Here is a 23,111-nt window from a genome sequence, read left to right on the forward strand (position 1 = left end):
CTTTGTCTTAACAAAAAATGAACAATGGAAGAATGTATCTCTGTTTTTGATATGCTTAAAATTGGCGTTGGCCCTTCAAGCTCACACACTTTGGGTCCTTGGCGCGCTGCGGAACGCTTTCTAGAAGAATTGAAAGAAGAAGCAATTTTAGACGATATTACAAGGGTAAAAGTCGATTTATATGGCTCGCTTTCTTTAACTGGAAAAGGCCACGCAACAGATCTTGCGGTAATGCTAGGATTAAGCGGACAAGATCCTGAATATATTCCTGTAGAGGATATTGCAGGAATTATTAAAAAAATCGAAACCACAAACGAAATCAATTTGGGTAACCAAAAAGTGATTCCATTCTTTTTTCTTCAAGACATTGTTTTTAATAAAGACTTTCTTCCGTTTCACGCAAACGGACTGAAATTTACGGCTTACCAATCTGACGATTCAGAATACGAATCGACTTTTTATTCTATAGGTGGTGGCTTTGTGGTAAAAGAAGAACGTACAAATGCCAAACTGAAAGAGGTTATAAAATGTGCCTTTCCTTATCCCATTCAAAACGCGGCAGAATTATTGAATTATACCGTTACTGAAAATAAATCAATTTCTGAAATTGTATACGAAAATGAAATTTCGATGCGTCCAGAAGCTGAAGTTCATTCGGAATTAATGCGTATTTGGAATACGATGTTGGAATGTATGTACATTGGTTGCCATTCTGAAGGAATTCTTCCTGGCGGACTTCACGTACGAAGAAGAGCTTTTGATATGCACCAAAACTTAATTGGATTATCTAATTACACTGACCCGCAAAGCTGGTTGGAAGAAATTAGAAAAACGGAAGTTAAATTCCGTCAAATCTTAAAATGGGTGAGCTGTTTTGCCCTTGCCGTTAATGAAGTAAATGCATCTTTAGGCCGTGTGGTTACTGCTCCTACCAACGGAAGTTCTGGTGTAATTCCTGCTGTTTTAATGTACTACATGGTTATTGAAAACCATAATGCAGGCGAAAAAGAAATCAAACAATTTTTGATGGTGGCTGGTGAAATTGGAAGTATCTTTAAAAAAGGTTCTACTATTTCTGCAGCAATGGGCGGATGTCAAGCTGAGATTGGCGTATCGTCTTCGATGGCTGCTGCTGCTCTTTGCGAATTAATGGGCGGAACTCCTGCTCAAGTTCTTATGGCTGCTGAAATTGCCATGGAACATCATTTAGGTTTAACCTGCGATCCTATTGGCGGTCTAGTTCAAATTCCATGTATCGAAAGAAATACAATGGGTGCCATTAAAGCCATAAACGCTGCTGAATTAGCTTTAGAAACCGATTCTAAAAATGCTAAAGTTCCATTAGACAAAGTGATTAACACCATGTGGGAAACAGCAAAAGACATGAATTCAAAATACAAAGAAACTTCTGAAGGAGGTCTTGCAATTGCTGTAAACATGGCTGATTGCTAAAATTTAAAGTTTGCCACGAATTCCTCGAATTAGCACTAATTTAAATACAAAAGTAATTCGTGAAAATTGGAGAAATTCGTGGCAAAAAATATTAAAATCACTACACAATTACTCTATTGTAATAGGAAACAGTCCATTTCTATTAGGATTTAAAGACCGAAAACCATTTTCTCTCGAAATATTCTATAATTGCTAATTCCCTTTTTACAATTATTCAATACTTTTACAACATCAAAAAAACATTAAAATGTCAGTAGCAAAAAAAGATTATAAAAGAATCACAACAAAGTCATTAATTGAAATGAAAAGCAACGGAGAGAAAATCTCTATGCTTACTGCGTATGATTATACAATGGCAAAAATTGTTGATACCGCTGGTATCGATGTAATTTTAGTTGGTGATTCGGCATCAAATGTAATGGCTGGTCACGAAACGACTTTGCCAATTACTTTAGATCAAATGATATATCATGCTTCTTCTGTAGTTCGCGCTGTAGAAAGAGGTTTAGTTGTAGTTGACTTGCCTTTTGGAAGTTACCAATCTGACCCAAAAGAAGCTTTGCGTTCTTCTATCAGAATTATGAAAGAAAGTGGGGCTCATGCTGTAAAATTAGAAGGCGGAAAAGAAATTAAAGAATCTATTAAAAAAATATTACACGCTGGTATTCCTGTAATGGGACACTTAGGTTTAACACCTCAATCTATCTACAAATTCGGAACTTACAGTGTTCGCGCTAAAGAAGAAGAAGAAGCTGAAAAATTGATTGAAGATGCTCAAATGCTTGAAAAAGTGGGATGTTTTGCTGTTGTTTTAGAAAAAATCCCAGCAGATCTGGCTAAAAAAGTAGCTGAAAGCATTTCTATTCCAGTAATCGGAATTGGAGCTGGAGGCGGTGTTGACGGTCAAGTTTTAGTAATTCACGATATGTTGGGAATGAACAATGAATTCAGCCCTCGTTTCTTACGTCGCTACTTAAATCTTTACGACGAAATGACTAAAGCAATTGGTCAATACGCTGCAGATGTTAAGGCTAGTGATTTCCCGAACGAAAAGGAACAATATTAATTTTTAAGATACTAAGGTTCTGAGTTGCTAAGGTTCTAAGTTTTTAGGCTCAAAGAGATAAAGCAACAAAGGCTCAAAGATTTTTATGAATTGCCTCCAGCTAAAGCTGGAGGCTTATTTTTAAGACATATTAAAGGCTTTAGCCAAAGTTTTTCAATTTAAAATTTCACTTCAAAATGAAAATTATTTCAGACAAAAACAATCTCCAAATTCTTCACGAAGACAACCATATTATTGTGGTTAACAAACGTGTGGGCGATATTGTACAAGGTGATAAAACGGGCGACAAACCTTTGTCTGATGTTGTGAAAGAATATATTAAAGCCAAATACAATAAACCTGGAGATGTTTTCTTGGGTGTTATCCATCGTCTAGATAGACCTACAACCGGAATTGTTGTTTTTGCTAGAACTAGTAAAGCTTTATCGCGTATGAATGAATTGTTCAGTAATCGCGAAACCCAAAAAACATATTGGGCTGTTGTCAAAAATAAACCAAAAGACGAAAAAGCAAAATTGGTTCATTATTTAAAAAGAAACGAAAAAAACAACACTTCAAAAGCACATTTAAAAGAAGTGCCAGATAGCAAATTAGCCAGTTTAGATTACACTATAATAAAAGAACTTCAGAATTATACCGCTCTGGAAGTCAATTTGCATACGGGGCGTCATCATCAAATTCGTGCACAATTAAGCGCCATCGGATCGCCAATTAAAGGAGATTTAAAATATGGCGCAGACCGAAGCAATCCCGATGGAGGAATCCATCTTCATGCAAGAAAACTAACTTTTGTTCATCCTGTTTCAAAAGAGAATATCACAATTATTGCCCCTACTCCAGATGATCCTATTTGGAATGCTGTCTGATTTTTATGATTTAATTGTTAATTTTTTAAATTTTATCGATTAACTTGCATAGAGAAAAAACAAGCAAATCGAAAAAAATGGACTTTAAAAGCGACATCGGATATCGAAAGGAAACTCTAAAAAAGTTATTGTATAATATTCAAAAAAGCGAAGATTTAATTGTAAAAGCTTTATATGATGACTTTAAAAAACCAGAGTTCGAAGCTGTTTTAACCGAAACTAATTACGTTATTTCGGAACTTAAGGATACGATTAAAAACCTGAATAAATGGGCAAAACCAAAACGTGTTTTTCCATCTCTGCTTAATTTTCCCTCTTCCGATTATCTTTATAAAGAACCTTATGGAGATGTATTAATCATTGCTCCTTGGAACTACCCTTTTCAGCTTGCTTTGTGTCCTCTAGTGGCTGCAGTTGCTGCAGGAAATAGAGTCGTCTTAAAACCATCTGAACTTACCCCTCATACCTCTGCCATAATTGCAAAAATTATAGAAAAAACGTTTCACGTTAAGCACGTAGAAGTTTTTGAAGGCGGTGTTGATGTTTCTAATAAACTATTGGCGCAACGCTGGGATTATATCTTTTTTACAGGAAGCGTTTCTGTTGGTAAAATTATTGCAAAAGCGGCAGCCGAAAATCTAACTCCGGTTACTCTTGAATTAGGCGGAAAAAATCCTTGTATTATTGATGAAACAGCTAATTTAAAACTGGCTGCCAAACGAATTGTCTGGGGAAAATTTATCAACGCAGGACAAACTTGCATTGCACCCGACTATATTCTAATTCAGAAAAACATGAAAGTCAATTTCATTTCTTATATGATTGAAGAAATCATAAAAGCCTACGGAAAGAAAATTGACAAATCTCCTGACTTTGCGCGAATTATAAATACAAAAAACTGGTATCGCTTGACCAATATGATTCAAGGTGAGCACATTTTGTTTGGTGGAGAAAGCAATGCCAGCCAACTTTATATTGCGCCTACTCTTCTTGAGGAACCAGATTTGGACAGTGCCGTTATGAAAGAAGAGATCTTCGGTCCTATTTTACCGATTCTTGTTTACGAAAATGAAAATGACATCGAAAATGTTGTGAGCCGTTATGAGAAACCTCTTTCATTTTATATTTTTAGCGAAAATAATTCATTTTCAAAGAAATTAATTTCGAAATACTCTTTCGGAGGCGGATGCATCAACGATACCGTTATTCATTTCTCTAACAACAGACTGCCTTTTGGCGGTGTTGGACATAGCGGAATCGGTGCTTATCACGGTAAACGAAGCTTCGATACATTTTCTCATCATAAAGCAATTGTAAAAAAAGGCAATTGGCTTGATTTGCCTATGCGCTACGCACCTTACAAAGATAAATTGGGTCCCATAAAACGAATTTTAGACTGGCTGTAACAGCGGTTAAAAACATTTCGGAATGTTTTGTAGATTTTTATATTGAATTGATTAAAAATATTATATTTACGTCAAGATACCTTTCAAATATTACAAGTCTATAAAACAATCTTACATAAAAATGAAATCTACACTTAACCAAATTGAGGACATTAAAAAAAATGGCTTTTCCCTTGATTTTGCTACAGTTTTTAATCACGCTTTCGAAAATTACAAAAAAATAGCACTTTACTCAGGACTTATCATCCTAGTTTTTTCAATTATTGCAGCCGTCGCTTTTATGGGTATAATGATTGCCTATTTTGGTGCCGAGGCAATGACAAAAGATTTCATTCAAAATTTTGAGAATCAACAATTCACTTCAATCCAACTCGTAATTCAAACCGTTGCTGTTTCTGTGGTTGCAGGAATTACAGCTCCTTTTGGTGCTGGTTTTCTAAAAATGGCCGATTCTGCAGACAAAGATATTGAGTTTAATGTTTCCACTATTTTCTCTTATTACAAAGCACCCTATTTTGCACAAATTTTTGTTGCTGCTTTTATTCCAGCAATTTTAGGAACTGCCATTGCCAATTTAATCGAAAGTTCAGGAATTGTATTTGTTGGAAACATCATTTCGTTTATGGTTTCTTACTTTATGTATCTTTCTATTCCATTAATTGTTTTTGGAAACCTTAAAGCTATAGATGCTATAAAATCTAGTATCATTATCGTTACAAAAAATCCGCTTAACATATTTGCTTTTTTTATCATAGGTTTCCTTGGTTCCATGGTTGGTTTTATTGGCTGTTGCGTCGGAATCATATTTACGGTTGTTTTTAACAGCTCTATGATTTACGCGACTTATTTCGCCATTTTTGGAACACAATCTGAGGAAGAAGATTCAATTGATTCAATCGGAAAATACAATGTAGATTAAAACCGAAAATTCTTATTTACCGAGAACTTAACCACTTCTTTTTAAGAATTTTCAAAAGACTATTTACTAAACCAACATACCCCAAATTCTATGGTCGCAAACTATAGTTTTTTCAATTCGGTTATTTCAGGAATTTCCACTGCTGGGAGTGCCTTCGAATCAATTATGACTGGATGGTATGTGTTTAATTCCGATATTATTTACTATAACAACCATAAACTTTTTGTTTTAGGTTTATCGCTTTTTGCCTTCCTTTCGCTCTTGGTTTATCAATTTTTTAGAATTAAAGCTAAAATCGGATATTTCATCGAAAAGAAGAAAGAACAAGATGCCGTTGGAAGAGAATACCAGCTTTATATCTTATTTTTTGGCATTGCGGTAATTGTAATTGAAATCATAAATGAAATTTTCAAAATAAGACCCAAAAGCCTCTTAATTGTAAATGTTTCAATTGGGGTTTTGGTACTTGTCATTTATACGATAACAGATAAAATTAAATGGATAAGAGATAAAATCCAGCAGATTTTTATTTCCAGCTTTTTTATTTACATCAGTTACGTAGCCTACAACATTGTTACGCTAAAAAATGATGTTGTGCCCATTATTGTTTTCCTTATTTCTTTTTTCTTTTCGTACAACATCCTTAAACCTATAAAGATTTATTGGGCCTTTGTTGCTTTAACGTTTACCTTTCTAATTACGACGTTAACACTTCAACTTATTCCAATAAAATCTTCCATCTTACTGCTTAATTTCTGCATTCTAATTTTTATTATAAATCAAGTAAAATATGCAGTTTTATTAAACAATCGCGACAATTTTAGATTTGCAAACGAAATCGTCCATAAAGGAAATTCACTTACAATAGCATCCAATCAAAAAGGTGAAATACTTTTCTGTAGTGAAACCGTAACTCCTATTTTAGGATATCAACCCGATCAAGTTATGGGTTTGAAATTCTGGGAATTAACCCATGATTTAGAATCAGAAGAAAAATTCAATCCTGTTCGAGATCAAGAAAACAAACTTTATATTAGAAAATTAAAAACCGAAAACGGCGAATACAAATACATTCAGTGGAAAGATAAAAAGTTTTCAGACGATTTAATTATTAGCATTGGGCAAGATGTTACCGAACAAGTTATCGTTCAGGATCAATACAAAAACCTAATTGAAACGGCCACCGATATTATTTTTGAAATAGACGCAGAAGGTCATTTTACTTTTATAAATGAATTTGGTATTTCTGCTCTTGGATATTCTCAAAACGAAATAATCAAAAAACACTATTCCAATTTTATTCATGATAATTACATCAATAGTGCCGTAGATTTTTACGAAAATTTGGTTCTCAATGAAAACAATTATCCCATTATTGAAATTCCTATTTTGAAGAAAAATGGTGAAGAAATATGGATGTCTCAAAAAATTATTGTTCGTAAAAATGAATTAGGATTAACAATTGGCTTCTCTGGAATTGCAAGAGATATTACCGAGAAAAAAAATATCGAAAACGAGAAAAAAAGACGTCTTAAAAAAATTGAAGCCTATAACAATTCAACCAAAAAATTATCCACGACAGATTTTAGCAAATACAACGAATTAAACACTGTTATCGATTTAATATTAAAAGAAGCTGCTTCTATAAGCAACACTAACCGCGTAAGTTTTTGGAAATATGACGATGATTTAATTACTTGCAAAAATCTTTTTAGCCTTGACAATCAAAGTTTAAGCGACAAAAACATTTTAAATAAAGAGTCCTATCCTATTTATTTTGAAACCTTAAACAATAAGGCAATTATTAACGCGCCAGACGTATTCAACAAATTGGAAACATCTGAGTTTCAAAAGCTTTATTTTACAAAAAACAATATCAAATCAATGCTAGATGTGCCTATTTTTTTAACAGGCCAATTAGCAGGTGTTGCTTGTTTTGAAAGCACAGAACAAAAGCGAGAATGGGACAATGAAGACATTAATTATGCGAGAACCATATCTGATGTGATTTCTCTTGCCATTTCTTCGCAAATGCGCTTAGAGGCAGAAAGAAAATTGGAACTTAAAAGCCAGCTTTTATCCGCGCTTTCATTATGTACAGAGAAGTTTCTGCTCAGCAAAACGACTCATCAAATGTTTCAGGAAACGTTCAATATTATAGGAAAAGCAGCCAAAGTAGATCATATGTATTATTACGAAAAAGATGCGATCTATAATACTGTAAGCCAAAAATACAAATGGTCACGAGAGGGTATTGTCCATCAAATTACCCCTTTGCATCATATGACAGAAGAAAATCTTCAAGAAATATATGATGTCGCATCGCAAAGAAAAATCCTAAATATATTTACAAGAAATCTTAATGATGGTTTCTTCAAAAAACTTCTCATTGACAATGAAATACAATCTATCTTAATTTTACCTATCTACATTAATGATCTTTTTACAGGTTTTATTGGTTTTGATGATTGTACAACCGAAAGAAAATGGACTGAAGATGAAATAAACATCTTTCAGGTATTGGCAAATAATATTTCATCGGCATTAGAAAGAAACCGAAATGAAACTAAGATTATTGAAAGCGAAGAGAAATTTAAACTGATTGCAAACAATATTCCTGGAACCGTTTATTTATCAAAATTTGATGCTTTCTCGACCAAAATATTCTTAAACGATGAAGTTTTAAATCTTACCGGATATTCAAAATCTGAATTTATTGAAAATAATTTGTCTTTTCTATCGTTAATTCATCCAGATGATAAAGAAGAAGTAATCAACAATCAAATCGATAATCTACAGCACGGAATGCCTTTACACAATGTGTATCGCATTCAGCGCAAAAGTGGCGAATTTATTTGGATAGAAGAATTTGGAGATGTAATTAAGCGAGACGATGAAATTGAATTTGTGGGCGGAATCTATTTTGACATTACAAGTAAAAAAGAAATAGAAGATGCGATAAAAGCCAAGCAGCTTGCTGAAGCGGCAAATAAATCAAAATCGGACTTCTTGGCTAATATGTCGCACGAAATCAGAACTCCTCTAAACGGAATTATTGGTTTTACACACTTATTAATGAAAACGGATTTGGAGGAAATTCAAGAAAAATACATGACCACAATTAACCAGTCGGCTCATTCCCTTCTTGAAATTATAAATGATATTTTGGATTTCTCAAAAATTGAAGCAGGAAAACTAGAGCTTTTTATTGATCTATATGACATAAAAAAAATCTTAGGACAAGTTTTCGATTTAATTGTATATGAGTCCAATAAAAAGAATCTGGAACTGGAATTGAATATTGATCCCGATGTTCCCAAATATATCTGGACAGATATTGTTCGTCTCAAACAGATTTTGATTAACCTGCTTTCAAATGCGGTTAAATTTACAACAGAAGGTTCTATCAAACTAAATGTTTCGGTTTTAGAAAAGAACCATAGCAACAATTGTGTTCTACGTTTTGCTGTAATTGATACCGGAATTGGAATTCTTGAAAAAAATCAAAAAAAAATATTCAAAGCTTTTCTGCAAGAAGACAGCTCAACAACAAGAAAATTTGGAGGAACAGGATTAGGTTTAACCATATCTAACCAATTGCTTGCTTTAATGGAAAGCCGTTTACAACTAGAAAGTAAAATTGACGAAGGAAGTACTTTTTTCTTTGATTTAAATTTAAAAACAAGCAATCACAGCATTAATGATAAATATAATGCCGAGCTTAAAAGTTTGAATATTGACTTAGATTCTGACGAAATTGAGACAAACGACAACAATATTACTTTTTTAATTGTAGAAGATAATAAGGTAAACATGCTTCTTCTAAAAACAATTATAAAAAATCTATATCATAATGCTTTCATTTTCGAATGCGAAAACGGATATGAAGCCATTCAGCAATTTGAAAAAATTAATCCGACCATTATTTTTATGGATATTCAGATGCCAATTATGAATGGTTATGAAACTGCAAAAGCAATTAGAAATACCAAGAAGGGCCGTGATGTTCCTATTATTGCCGTGACAGCAGGCGCGGAAAAAGAAGAACGAAACAAATGTATTTCTGCCGGAATGGATGATTATATTTCTAAACCAATTATGAAAGGAAGTGTTGAAGAAGCACTAGTTAAATGGCTAGGGTGATTTTTTTAGTTTCAGATTGTTTGCTGAAACTGAAAACTGCGACTGACAACAAAACATAAACCTTTCAATTGTAAAATTTATCATAAAAAATATATAAATTCGTACAACGTTTTAAATAACAAGTTAAAAAACAATTCAATATGAAATGGCAAGGCAGAAGGCAAAGTGATAATGTCGAAGACAGAAGATCAATTTCTGGTGGAGGAAAAGCAATAATTGGCGGAGGAGTTATTGGGATCATTGTTTTGCTTCTAAATGTTTTTGGCGGCGAAACAGGTCAGCAAATAGCGCCAATACTAGAACAAATGCAAGGCGGACAAGGACAACAGACTGAAGCTGCAGCTCCGTTAAGCAAGGAAGATGAAGAAATGGGTAATTATGTAAGAACTTTGTTAGCGTACAATGAAGATACGTGGACTAAGATTTTTGCTGAGCATGGAATGACATACGAAAAGCCAAAATTAGTTCTCTTTAAAGGCGCTGTACAAACTGCCTGCGGTGGAGCATCATCTGCTTCGGGCCCTTTTTACTGTCCAGGTGACCGCAAAGTATATATGGATTTAGATTTCTTTGAAGAATTAAAAACTAAATTTGGTGCAAAAGGAGGCGATTTTGCCATTGCATACGTTATTGCGCATGAAATTGGCCATCACATTCAAACTTTAATGGGAACATCTTCTAAGATGCGTCAGATGCAGCAAGGAAAAAGTGATGCCGAAGCTAATAAATTATCTGTAGCATTAGAATTACAGGCTGATTTTTATGCTGGAGTTTGGGCACATGATAATCAAAAAGATCTTGATGTTGGAGATATTGATGAAGCTTTAAGTGCAGCAAATGCAGTTGGAGATGATGCAATACAAAGTAAAATGCAAGGACACGTTGTTCCCGACTCTTTTACCCACGGAACTTCAGAGCAAAGAATGTATTGGTTTAAAAAAGGTTTCAAAACCGGAGATATAAATCAAGGCAATACATTTGAAGAAATTCGATAATACATAAAACCAAATATAATAACCACCAAAAAAAGCCCAACTTAGCAGTTGGGCTTTTTTAATGAAATTCCAATAAAAAATTCCAAATTCCAAGTTGTTCTACTTTTGGATTTTTTTTATTGGAATTTTGCTTTTTTTGTTTTCTGACGAAAACAAAAAAAGCCTTGAATTTCTTCAAGGCTTTAAATCTGGGTGGCTGACCGGGTTCGAACCGGCGACCCGCGGCACCACAAACCGCTACTCTAACCAGCTGAGCTACAACCACCATTTTTCTGCTTAGCGAGTGCAAATATAGAACAAAGGTTGAGTTCTACAAAGAAAAAAATGAAAAATTTTTATAAAAATTAAATCAAATTTTCTAAGCTATTGACTGCCAAACACCTTTCAACCGTAAAACCTTCTGCAAAATCTTTCCCAACTAACCTTCCTAAGTCCTGCGCGCGATAATTTAAGCTTTCAAAAAAGTTTTTACTCGTAATTGGCGTCGAAGGTTCTTTTGAATTCGGATCGTAAAATTGAGTTTTGTACGCCATAATCGCTTCAATCTTCTTTTCTTCAAATCCTGTAATGTCTACAACGAAATCAGGTTCTAGATTTTTCCATTGAATATAATGATAAACCACTTTGGGTCTCCACGCTTCTTGTGGCACTCCATCAATCGAAGTTTCAATTTTCATTAACCCTGAAAGAAAACAAGAATCCGAAACCAATTTGCTTCCTTTTCCGTGATCTATATGGCGATCATCAATTGCATTACACAACACAATTTCTGGCTTGTATTTACGAATCATTTTAATGACTTCTAATTGATGTTTTTCATCATTAACGAAAAATCCGTCACGCATTGCTAAATTTTCACGCACAACAACTCCTAAAATCTTAGCTGCATCTTTTGCTTCCTGATCCCTAATTTCTGCTGTCCCGCGTGTTCCTAATTCACCACGCGTTAAATCTACAATACCTACTTTTTTCCCAAGGGAAACTTCTTTTAAAATTGTTCCAGCACAACCTAATTCTACATCGTCTGGATGCGCCCCAAAGGCCAATATGTCTAATTTCATTATTTTTTGTTTCAAGTTTCAAGTTTCAGGTTTCAAGTTGTCAACAGAACGTGAAACTTGAAACCTGAAACTTGAAACAATTTATAAACTTTTTCTCAAAACTTTTTTCATCGTCATTGATTTATTAACGCTTTCTTCCCATTCTCTTTCAGGAACACTTTCTTTTGTAATACCGCAGCCCATGTATAAGATCGCTTTTTCGTTCTGAATCTGCATGCATCGTAAATTTACAAATAAATCAGAACTTGCATTATTTCCTGCAAAAGTGCTGTTTAGTTCACCTAGAAAACCAGTGTAGAAAGTTCTATTGTAATTTTCATTTTCTAAAATAAATGCTTTCGATTTCTTTTTTGGAAGTCCGCAAACAGCAGGTGTTGGATGCAGCGTGTCTATTACTTCTTCTAAAGTCGAATTATCTTTTAAAACTCCAGAAATATCTGTTTTAATATGCCAGATCGATCCTGCTTTTAAACTGTAAGGCTCAGAAACCACAACAGAAGCTGTAAATTCTCGAAGTCTTTTTACAATAAAATCAGTAACAAATTGCTGTTCGTCTTTTTCTTTCTGCTGCCAAACGATTTCTACTTCTTGATTATCTTTTTGTGTTCCTGCCAAAGCCATCGTTTCAAAAACATTTCCGTTTGCTTTTAGCAGTTTTTCTGGAGTCGCCCCCATCCAAAGTCCAATTTTCGGATGAAAAAAACAATAGCAGAAAGTGGCTGGATATAGCTGAACCAAGTGCTGAAAAGTTTCGATAAAATCAAATTTAGACAAAGGAACTTCTTCACTTCGTGATAAAACCACTTTTTTGAACTCTTCATTTTTAATGGCTTGAATTCCCTGCGCTACTAGATATTCATATTGAAATTTAGCTTCAGCATCAAAACTCAAATCGTCAATTTCAATGGGTTCAAATGAAGTCTTTTCTTTTTGAACCGTAATAATTTCCGACTCATTTTCAGGAATTAAAATTAATTGTTTTTCATCAAAAGAAGCAAAAACAAATCCTTTTTCGCTGTAATCCGAAACGGTGTTTAAAATATTATTTTGCTGTAAAATCCCAACATAATTTTCTGTATTGGGTTTTGAATAAAGTACAAAAGGTAAATTTTGTTCTTTATGATTTTTAATTTTTAAGAAAAATGAATTCATATTTATTCGCTTTTCTTTCTATCCAAAACCATATTCGTCAATTTGCAAAGCGAAACTAGGTTTCCTGCTTCATCGGTAATTTTAATTTCCCAAAGATGAAGACTTCTTCCTTTGTGAATAATTCGAGCTGTTCCGAAAACATAACCCTCGCGAATACTTTTTAGATGATTTGCCGAAATTTCGATACCTCTTACTTCCTGTTCTTTCGGATTGATAAAAAAGAAAGAAGCTGCACTCCCAACACTTTCTGCCAAAGCTACAGAAGCGCCTCCGTGCAACAATCCCATTGGTTGGTGAACACTTGGATTTACAGGCATTTTTGCAGTTAAAAAATCTTCTCCGGCATCGATATATTCTATTTTTAACGTTTCCATCAATGTGTTTTTAGAAAACTCATTACAGCGCGCTAAAATCTGCTCTTTTGTATAATTCATTAAAATAAACTTTAAAATCGTAAAATTAAAGAAAAGAAGTCAAAAAAGTATTAATTTATTATTTCAATTACTTGTTAGAACACTAGCCTTAATCTTTAAGCTAGCTATTATTAAATAGAAAATCATAGCATTCAAAAGTTATTGAATGCTATGATATCTTAATTACAATTAATTCTCTATTTTTATCAGATTTTATTTTATAAAAAATGACTAAACTGAACCTATGAAAAAACTTTACTTTCTTTTTATTACTTGCTTACTACTGTCTTTAAAAAGTTTTGCACAATATGGGAGGACAGGAAACTTGGATTGGCAAATCAATAATGGAGTTCTCACTATTAGCGGGATAGGTGCTATGCCTGATTATACTTATAATAACGATTCTAAATCCCCACCGTGGTCCAGCAAATATATTAAAACATTATATAACCCTGTAATTACTTCAGTCGTTATAGAACCTGGAGTTAGTAATATTGGTAACGAAGCTTTTTACAATTGCACTGAGTTAACATCTATAAATATCCCTAATACCATAACCAATATTGGAAATGGTGCCTTTGCGCATTGCTCTAAATTAAGCTCAATAGCCATTCCTAATTCGGTAATCGGTATTGGGCATGGTGCTTTTGCTTATTGCTCAAGCTTTACCTCAATAGACATTCCCAATTCAGTAACTACCATTGGATCACGTGTATTTGAAAATTGTAGTGAATTAACTACGATTAATATCCCTAATTCAGTAACCAGCATTGGAGAATATGCCTTTTGGGTATGCTCGAAATTAACCTCCGTGGTTCTTCCTAATTCATTAACCCGTATTGAGCAAAATGTTTTTTTTCAATGCGATGCATTAACCTCCGTAACGATTCCTTCTACTGTAACAAGCATTGGAAGTACTGCCTTTGCACATTGCCCTAACTTAACATCAATAACGATCCCTTCTTCGGTAACCAATATTGGAGCTTATGCTTTTTTTTCTTGTAATAGTTTAACTTCAATAACGATTCCTGATTCTGTAAGCGAAATTTTAGAATTTACTTTTTCTCACTGTACTAATTTAAATACTGTAAATATTCCTAATTCGATAACCCGGATTGGAAAAAATGCTTTTGAAGAATGCACAGCATTAACTTCATTGAACCTTCCTAATTCCTTAACAAATATAGAAAGCAATGCATTTGCAAATTGCTCAAATATCTCTTCAACAATAACAATTCCTGCTTCCGTAACAAGCATGGGAGAAAAAATTTTTGACAATTGTAGTAAAATAACGCAGGTCTATGTTCCCGGATTTACTCCTGCTACTTGTACTCCTGAAACATTTGTTGGAGGTGTAGCTAATAATAATTGCACGTTTCATTTCCCCAACAATCGTAAGGCTGTTTATAAAGCTGCAACCGGCTGGAAAATTCTTTGGAATGTTAAATTTGATATTTTTGCACAAAGTGGGACAGAAGGCCCTCTAACCTGGTATATCACTGACAATATTCTTATTATTAAAGGCTCAGGGGCTATGCCGGACTACACAAGTGAATCTTCTCCTTGGAACGGGAATACTAACATAAAACAAGTTGTTTTAGAAGATGGAATAACCCATATCGGAAATTATGCTTTTGAAGATTGTACCGAACTAACCTCAATAATATACACCCCTAAAGCAACCGATAAAAAAGCTTCTAATAATTCTTTGAAAACAACAAATACTACTGATGAGCTGGTTTTTCCTAATTCGATAGTAAGTATTGGTGCCTCTGCATTCGAAGGTTGTACATCTATAACTCGCGTAACTATTCCTGCAGCTGTAACCACCATTAGCGAATCTACTTTCTCTGGTTGTAGAGCCCTTGCGAGCATAACTATTCCTGATACTGTAACCAGTATTCAAGCATATGCTTTCTCAGATTGCATAGCTATTACTACAGTAACCATTCCTGCTGCTGTAAGTAGCATTGGTAAATCTGCTTTCTTAAATTGTACTGGCATTACTAGTATAACTATCCCTTCTAATGTATCCAGCATCGGAGATACTGCTTTCGGATACTGTAGTGGTTTGATGCAAATAAATGTCTTAGGTCTTATTCCTGCCACTTGCGCTACCTATACTTTTTGGACAGTAGATAAAGCGAATTGCATATTAAAGGTACCAGATGGAACAGTACCAGCATACAAATCTGCCGTAGCCTGGAAAGATTTTGCACGAATTCAAGGAAGTACTTTAGGTTTGAATGATTATACTCCAAACACTGTTGATAACCAAATATATCCAAACCCAACAAAAGGAATAGTTAATATTGAAAATAATAACAGTAATGTTCCGTTAGTAAAATTATATGACATACAAGGCAAACAACTTCTAAAAACGCAAAGTAATACAATTGATTTATCAGCTTACGCTCAAGGTATCTATCTATTAAACATCGAAGGTAAGTTAGTTAAAATAATTAAAGAATAAATAGGTTCTAAAAACACCGTGCCTACCAAAAAAAGCTGTCACTTCAGGTTAAAGAACTGGCTGCTTATTTTTAAAAGAATTGGAGGATTTCAAAATTATTTAAATCTACATGATACATAGAAGTTTTTTCCTATTTTTACATAAAATATAACAAATGCGCCATCTTTTAGTTCTTTTTTTACTCGTGATCCTTTCGGCTGTTAGCTCTTGTAGAACTGACTTTGATACCGTTGCCAGCACTGGAGATTTAAAGTTCTCAAAAGACACAGTTTATTTGGATACTGTTTTTAAAAATATTGGCTCAAGCACTTATCAACTAAAAGTATATAATCGAAGTAAAAATGATATTTCGATTCCGACTGTACAACTTAAAAAAGGCTTAAATTCCAAATACAGAATGACTGTTGACGGAATGAGTGGCAACAATGGAAAGATTTTTAAAGATGTTACGCTTTTAGCAAAAGACAGTTTGTACATTTTTATAGAAACTACAGCAGATATTACGGATGCCAATCCAACAGATTTTTTATATACCGATGAAATTCAGTTTGACAGCGGAGCTAATTTGCAGGAAGTAGCCTTGGTGACCTTAATACAAGATGCTGTATTTTTATACCCAAATCAAAATCCCGACGGAACCAAAGAAAAAATTAAAATTGACGGGAAAGATGTTGACGGATTTTATTTAAACGAAAATGATCCTGCAAACGGAAATGAACTTCTTTTTACAAATGAAAAACCATACGTAATTTATGGCTACGCAGGAGTTCCAGAATTTAAAACCGTAACTTTTGAAGCTGGCGCAAGAGTTCATTTTCATGCCAATTCTGGATTGTATGTTGGCAATAACGCTTCTCTACAAATTAACGGAACAACCTCTACAACTGATAAACTTGAAAATGAAGTGGTCTTTGAAGGCGATCGTTTAGAATCACTTTATTCTGATATTCCTGGACAATGGAAATCGGTTATTTTTTCTAATGGAAGTGCCAATCACACCATCAATCATTTAACTTTGAAAAATGCGATTATTGGTTTGGACTTGCAAAGTCCTTATAATACATTCGAAATTAAAAACACTCAAATTTACAATTGCGCCGAATACGGAATTTTAGCTCGAGATACTCATGTTATTGCTAGCAATATTGTAATAAACTATGCTGGTTTAGCTTCTCTATCCTGCGTTTATGGTGGAAATTACAACTTTACGCATTGCACCTTTAACAACAATTGGTCAAGCAGTTCTCAAGTTGCAGTAAATTTAAGCAACTCTTTAGCTGGAGCAACTCCAGAAACCAATCCTTTAACCAATGCTATTTTTAATAATTGTATTATTTATGGTTCGGCTACAAACGAATTCAATTTAGATAAAAATGCAAATGCGCCATTTGTCTATCAATTAAATAATTGTCTACTGAAATTCAGCAGTTCGACTAAAGATCCTAATTATCAATTCAAGACCGACACAGAACATTACACGAATATAATTCTGAATGAAAATCCGAAATTTTATAATGTGTCTCAGAATAAATTTAATATTGATAAAACTTCTGCCGCTTTCGCGAAAGGAGATCCCGTCTTTATGATTCCAACCGACATTTTAGGAATTACAAGAACTTCGCCACCAGATTTGGGAGCTTATCAGAGTCAAGATTTTCCTAAGTAACTTTTTTTTTTTGCCACGAAGGCGCTAAGTTTTTTTTAAAGAATTTTGATTATAAATTTTGCTCGCAAAGACGCAAAGTCGCCAAGTTTAAGTCAGAAAACTAAAAAAAATCTTTGCGCCTTTGCGTCTTTGCGAGATTAAATTTTACCCATTCTGCAAATTTCTCGGATTTCCTTTAGAAAAATTTGTAATTAAATTTTAAGAATTCCCTTGTTCTTATGAAGTAGTTTTTTGATTGAAATTTGAAAAATAACAAACGTTTACAGGCAAAAATTAAAGATCTAAAAATGTTAAATTTTGGGCACTTTAACTAGCAAAAAAATTGCATTTTCAGGGCAAAAAAGGGCAAAAATAAATAATTAAAAAGGCGTTTATTGTTGCTTTTTTTTTCGGTTTAGATTGACTAAATTTGCACCTCAATACAACAAACTACACAAATGATCCATTTCTTTGAAAACCAAAGCAAAACTGTTTTTGCAGTACAAACGCAAAACGAAATTTCAGCTCAAGACATTTCAAAATTAAACTGGCTTTTTGCCGACGCGAATAAGATCGAAAAATCTGCATTGACAGGTTTCTTTGTTGGTCCTCGCGCTACCATGATTACACCTTGGAGTACAAATGCTGTAGAAATTACTCAAAACATGGGGATTTCTGGCATTATCAGAATCGAAGAATTTCATCCTGCAACGGAAGATTTTACTGATTTTGATCCAATGCTTTCTCAAAAATTCAACGAATTAGATCAAGAAATCTTCACTATCAACATTCAGCCAGAACCAATTTTGGATATTGATGATATTGCAACTTACAACAAAGTAGAAGGTTTAGCTTTAAGCGAAGAAGAAGTAGAATATTTAAACAATCTTTCGACTAAATTAGGAAGAAAGTTAACTGATTCTGAAATTTTTGCTTTCTCACAAGCCAATTCAGAACACTGCCGTCACAAAATTTTCAACGGAACTTTTGTTATTGATGGTGAAGAAAAAGAAACTTCTCTTTTTAAATTAATCAAAAAAACATCTCAGGAAAACCCTAACGATATCGTTTCTGCTTACAAAGACAACGTTGCTTTTGTAAAAGGACCAAAAGTGCAGCAATTTGCACCAAAATCGGCAGACAAACCTGATTTTTACGAAATAAAAGAATTTGATTCTGTTATCTCATTAAAAGCCGAAACACACAATTTCCCAACAACAGTGGAACCTTTCAACGGTGCCGCAACAGGTTCTGGAGGAGAAATTCGTGACCGTTTAGCTGGTGGACAAGGTTCATTGCCTTTAGCTGGAACTGCGGTTTACATGACTTCTTACTCTCGCTTGAAAGAAGATCGTAAATGGGAAAATGCCGTTGAAGAAAGAAAATGGTTGTACCAAACCCCAATGGATATTTTGATCAAAGCTTCAAACGGAGCTTCTGATTTTGGAAATAAATTTGGTCAGCCGCTTATTACAGGTTCGGTTTTGACTTTCGAACATTCAGAAAACGACCGTAAAATTGGTTACGATAAAGTAATCATGCAAGCGGGTGGAATTGGATACGGAAAACTGGATCAATCCATTAAAAAGAAACCACAAGAAGGCGATAAAATCGTAATCCTTGGAGGAGAAAATTATAGAATCGGAATGGGTGGTGCTGCGGTTTCTTCTGCAGATACTGGAGCTTTCGGTTCAGGAATTGAGTTAAATGCGATTCAGCGTTCAAATCCTGAAATGCAAAAACGTGCTGCTAATGCCATTCGTGGTTTGGTTGAAAGCGATAATAACCCAATTGTTTCTATTCACGATCACGGAGCTGGAGGACACTTAAACTGTCTTTCGGAATTAGTGGAAGAAACTGGAGGTTTAATTGATTTAGACAAATTACCAGTTGGAGATCCAACGCTTTCTGCAAAAGAAATTATTGGTAACGAATCTCAGGAAAGAATGGGATTAGTTATTGGTCAAAAAGATATTGATACCTTACAAAGAATCGCCGACAGAGAGCGTTCGCCAATGTATCAGGTTGGAGATGTTACGGGAGATCACCGTTTTACATTCGAATCTAAATCAAATGGTTCTAAACCGATGGATTATGCTTTAGAAGATTTCTTCGGAAGTTCTCCAAAAACGGTTATGACAGACAAAACTATCGACAGAAAATATGCTGATGTTGGGTACAACGCAGGAGATTTTGAATCATACTTAAAAGACGTTTTACGTTTAGAGGCTGTTGCTTCAAAAGACTGGTTAACAAACAAAGTTGACCGTTGTGTTGGAGGAAAAGTAGCTAAACAACAAAATGCAGGTCCGTTACAATTACCTTTAAATAATGTTGGAGTTATGGCTCTTGATTATTTAGGAAAAGAAGGTATTGCAACTTCTATTGGACACGCTCCTATTGCTGCTTTGATTGATCCTGTTGCAGGATCTAGAAATGCTATCGCAGAATCGTTATCAAACATTGTTTGGGCGCCAATTAAAGATGGTTTAAAAGGAATTTCATTATCTGCAAACTGGATGTGGGCTTGTAAAAACGAAGGTGAAGACGCTCGTTTATACGCTGCTGTTGAAGGTTGCTCCGATTTTGCAATTGAATTGGGGATCAATATTCCGACAGGGAAAGATTCACTTTCGATGAAACAAAAATATCCAAACGACGAAGTAATCGCGCCGGGAACGGTTATTATTTCGGCTGGAGGAAACTGTACAGATATTAGAAAAGTAGTTGAACCGGTTTTACAGAAAAACGGAGATTCTATTTATTATATCAATTTGTCTCAGGATGATTTCAAATTGGGAGGTTCCTCTTTTGCGCAAATCAGAAATACAATCGGGAACGAAACTTCTACTATAAAAGACGCTTCTTTCTTTAAAAATGCATTTAATACAATTCAGGAATTAATCGGTGAAAGCCAAATTTTAGCGGGTCACGATATCGGAAGCGGTGGTTTAATCACTACTTTATTAGAATTGTGTTTTGCTGATGTTAATCTTGGAGCTAAAATTGATTTCAGCGCTTTCGCGGAAAAAGACTTATTGAAAATCCTTTTCGCTGAAAACATCGGAATCGTTTTCCAGGCTAAATCTGATTCAGCTGTTGAAGCAAAATTAAATGCAAACAATATCGAGTTCTTCAAATTAGGTACAGTTCAAAGTACACCAAGTTTGGAATTTGGAATTTACAATTTGGATATTGCGAAGTACAGAGACATTTGGTTTGAAACTTCTTATTTATTAGATCAAAAACAATCTAAAAACGGAAGAGCTCAGGCACGTTTTGAAAACTATAAAAATCAGGTTTTAAATTATACTTTCCCTGCACACTTTACAGGAAAGAAACCCGAAATTGACAATTCTAAACCAAGACCAAAAGCGGCTATTATTCGTGAAAAAGGAAGTAATTCTGAGCGTGAAATGGCAAATGCTATGTACTTAGCAGGTTTTGATGTAAAAGACGTTCACATGACGGATTTAATTTCTGGTCGTGAAACGCTTGAAGATATTCAGTTTATTGGCGCGGTTGGAGGATTCTCTAACTCTGATGTTTTAGGCTCTGCAAAAGGTTGGGCTGGGGCTTTCTTATACAACGAAAAAGCAAAAACAGCTCTAGACAATTTCTTCAAAAGAGAAGATACTTTATCTGTTGGAATCTGTAACGGTTGCCAATTGTTTATGGAATTGGAAGTGATTAATCCAGAACACGAAGTTCACGGAAAAATGCACCATAACGAAAGTAACAAACACGAAAGTATCTTTACTTCTGTAAAAGTTCAGGAAAACAATTCGGTTATGTTATCGACTTTAGCTGGAAGCACTTTAGGAGTTTGGGTTTCTCACGGAGAAGGTAAATTTAAATTACCTTATGCAGAAGACCAATACAACATTGTTTCTAAATATGCTTACGAAGGTTATCCTGCAAACCCGAATGGTTCTGACTACAACACGGCTATGATGTGTGATAAAACAGGAAGACATTTGGTTATGATGCCTCACATTGAGCGTTCGACTTTCCAATGGAACTGGGCTCATTATCCAAAAGACAGAAACGACGAAGTTTCGCCTTGGCATGAAGCTTTTGTTAACGCGAGAAAATGGATTGAGAAAATCTAAAAATATATTTTTACTAAAGACGCCCGAATTATATCGGGCGTTTTTTTTAGCCACGAATTACGCTAATCTTTACTAATTAGCTTATTTCCAACTCTTACGCAATCTTGTCATTCCGAGGAACGAGGAATCTCCGCAAGAGACTCCACAAAGATTGTCAACTTTTCTGGACGGAGCTACTTGTGGAGATTCCTCGTTCCTCCTTTAGATTTGTTTTTTGAAATTTTAAGTAGATTTATGATTGAGAAAGGAAGCAAAAGTAAACTGTTCGTTCCTCCGAGCTTGTGACTCATATTTCGATTAAGACTTTAGCTTCCTTTTCATCAAAGACTCAGATAGAAATTTGGGCTAGTGACCCGTTATTAAGGAGTTGAGCTTATGATGAATTTCTCAAATCATTTGTTGAATCGTAAAAGCAAAGTTATGAAAAACATTATTATCGGCATTGATATCAGCAGCAAGACTTTGGATATTTGTGTTAAAGAGGAATCAGTAAATTATTTTTCTATTGAGAATAAGATTCAGGCAATAAAGCATTTTTTCAAAAAATATTCAGGTGAAAATGTAATGATCGCTATGGAAAATACTGGCAGATACAATTGGAATCTGTTTGAAGCACTTGAAAAATTCAACTTTAAGGTTTATGTAATATCTGCTTTGCATATCAAGAAAAGCATAGGTCTTGTCAGAGGCAAAAATGATAAAATTGATGCGTTGCGAATTTGTAGTTTTATTGAAAAAAATTATCAGGAAAATAGGGAATGGAAACCAAGTTCCTGCTCCATTAAAAAGATAAAAATATTATTAACCGAAAGAGCTTTAAGAATAAAAATCAAAAAACAGCTTATGGTTCAGCAGCATGACTACAAATTAATGAAAGGCATTGCAATGGATAAAGAATTGAAAAGCTTAAACATCAAACTTATTAAAAGCATTGATGCACAGATTAAGATTATTGAAAATGATATTGAAAAAGTAATACATAATGACCAAAGTTTAAGCCAGCAACAGAAACTGATAAGATCTGTTCCTGGAGTGGGCCAAGTTCTATCATGGACATTATTATCAAAAACAGAAGGTTTTACAGTTATAACTGATCCAAGAAAAATGGCATGCTACAGCGGAGTCGTGCCTTTTGATTTTCAATCTGGAACATCATTAAAAAGAAGACCCGGAGTATCAATGCTTGCAGATAAAAACCTAAAAACCATTCTGCATTTGGCAGCAATGAGTGCAATTAGATTCGATAATGATCTGAGAAGATATTACATTAGAAAAGTTGATGAAGGAAAAAACAAAATGAGTGTTTTAAATGCTGTGAGAAACAAAATAATCCATAGAGTTTTTGCAGTAATAAAAAACCAAACCTTTTATGAAAAAGATTTGGTTTTATCATAGAAATCGAAATGAC

The 23,111-nt window shown here is 34.2% G+C and carries 14 protein-coding genes and 1 tRNA gene; 11 read left to right on the forward strand and 4 right to left on the reverse strand.

Features of this window, described 5'->3' with window-relative positions; genetic code table 11:
- Positions 1–24: 24 nt before the first annotated feature.
- The 7 genes from QLQ95_RS01180 (at position 25) to ypfJ (ending at position 10,847) form a co-directional block, all read left to right on the forward strand.
- On the forward strand, positions 25–1,452 hold the full coding sequence (locus QLQ95_RS01180; RefSeq protein ID WP_320492129.1) for an L-serine ammonia-lyase: 1,428 nt from the start codon (positions 25–27) through the stop codon (positions 1,450–1,452).
- A 247-nt stretch (positions 1,453–1,699) separates the two neighbouring features.
- The gene (gene panB, locus QLQ95_RS01185; protein WP_095928867.1) at positions 1,700–2,518 is read left to right on the forward strand and encodes a 3-methyl-2-oxobutanoate hydroxymethyltransferase; all 819 of its coding nucleotides are present in this window, start codon (positions 1,700–1,702) and stop codon (positions 2,516–2,518) included.
- Positions 2,519–2,694: 176 nt separating this feature from the next.
- Positions 2,695–3,384 carry an RluA family pseudouridine synthase gene (locus QLQ95_RS01190; protein ID WP_095928868.1) on the forward strand — a complete coding sequence of 230 codons (690 nt, stop codon included), beginning with the start codon at positions 2,695–2,697 and terminating at the stop codon, positions 3,382–3,384.
- 77 nt (positions 3,385–3,461) lie between these two features.
- Complete coding sequence (locus tag QLQ95_RS01195) at positions 3,462–4,790, forward strand: aldehyde dehydrogenase (RefSeq protein ID WP_482502252.1); 1,329 nt, start codon at positions 3,462–3,464, stop codon at positions 4,788–4,790.
- A 121-nt stretch (positions 4,791–4,911) separates the two neighbouring features.
- Positions 4,912–5,709, forward strand: coding sequence for a DUF2189 domain-containing protein (locus QLQ95_RS01200; protein ID WP_095928870.1), 798 nt, complete (start codon positions 4,912–4,914; stop codon positions 5,707–5,709).
- Positions 5,710–5,799: 90 nt separating this feature from the next.
- Positions 5,800–9,852, forward strand: a complete 4,053-nt coding sequence (locus QLQ95_RS01205; RefSeq protein WP_095928871.1) for a PAS domain S-box protein — start codon at positions 5,800–5,802, stop codon at positions 9,850–9,852.
- A 140-nt stretch (positions 9,853–9,992) separates the two neighbouring features.
- Complete coding sequence (gene ypfJ / locus QLQ95_RS01210) at positions 9,993–10,847, forward strand: KPN_02809 family neutral zinc metallopeptidase (RefSeq protein WP_095928872.1); 855 nt, start codon at positions 9,993–9,995, stop codon at positions 10,845–10,847.
- A 191-nt stretch (positions 10,848–11,038) separates the two neighbouring features.
- Here ypfJ and QLQ95_RS01215 read toward each other — a convergent pair.
- From QLQ95_RS01215 to QLQ95_RS01230, 4 genes are all read right to left on the reverse strand, one after another.
- Positions 11,039–11,112: transfer RNA gene (locus QLQ95_RS01215), tRNA-His, on the reverse strand.
- Between the two features lie 79 nt (positions 11,113–11,191).
- Positions 11,192–11,908, reverse strand: a complete 717-nt coding sequence (bshB1, locus tag QLQ95_RS01220; protein ID WP_095928873.1) for a bacillithiol biosynthesis deacetylase BshB1 — start codon at positions 11,906–11,908, stop codon at positions 11,192–11,194.
- An 81-nt stretch (positions 11,909–11,989) separates the two neighbouring features.
- Positions 11,990–13,060, reverse strand: coding sequence for a chorismate-binding protein (locus QLQ95_RS01225; RefSeq protein ID WP_482502254.1), 1,071 nt, complete (start codon positions 13,058–13,060; stop codon positions 11,990–11,992).
- Positions 13,061–13,062: 2 nt separating this feature from the next.
- Positions 13,063–13,494, reverse strand: coding sequence for a PaaI family thioesterase (locus tag QLQ95_RS01230; protein ID WP_095928875.1), 432 nt, complete (start codon positions 13,492–13,494; stop codon positions 13,063–13,065).
- 223 nt (positions 13,495–13,717) lie between these two features.
- Between QLQ95_RS01230 and QLQ95_RS01235 the strand changes: the two genes are divergently transcribed.
- From QLQ95_RS01235 to QLQ95_RS01250, 4 genes are all read left to right on the forward strand, one after another.
- On the forward strand, positions 13,718–15,946 hold the full coding sequence (locus QLQ95_RS01235; protein WP_482502256.1) for a leucine-rich repeat domain-containing protein: 2,229 nt from the start codon (positions 13,718–13,720) through the stop codon (positions 15,944–15,946).
- A gap of 154 nt (positions 15,947–16,100) precedes the next feature.
- A complete protein-coding gene (locus QLQ95_RS01240) occupies positions 16,101–17,612 on the forward strand; it encodes a hypothetical protein (RefSeq protein WP_482502258.1) in 1,512 nt (503 codons plus the stop codon).
- Positions 17,613–18,049: 437 nt separating this feature from the next.
- Positions 18,050–21,703 (forward strand): phosphoribosylformylglycinamidine synthase, encoded by a 3,654-nt coding sequence (gene purL, locus QLQ95_RS01245; protein ID WP_482502260.1) that lies wholly within the window; start codon positions 18,050–18,052, stop codon positions 21,701–21,703.
- 420 nt (positions 21,704–22,123) lie between these two features.
- The gene (locus tag QLQ95_RS01250) at positions 22,124–23,098 is read left to right on the forward strand and encodes an IS110 family RNA-guided transposase (protein ID WP_320494668.1); all 975 of its coding nucleotides are present in this window, start codon (positions 22,124–22,126) and stop codon (positions 23,096–23,098) included.
- Positions 23,099–23,111 lie beyond the last annotated feature (13 nt).

The sequence above is a fragment of the Flavobacterium sp. B330r genome (genome assembly GCF_056824325.1).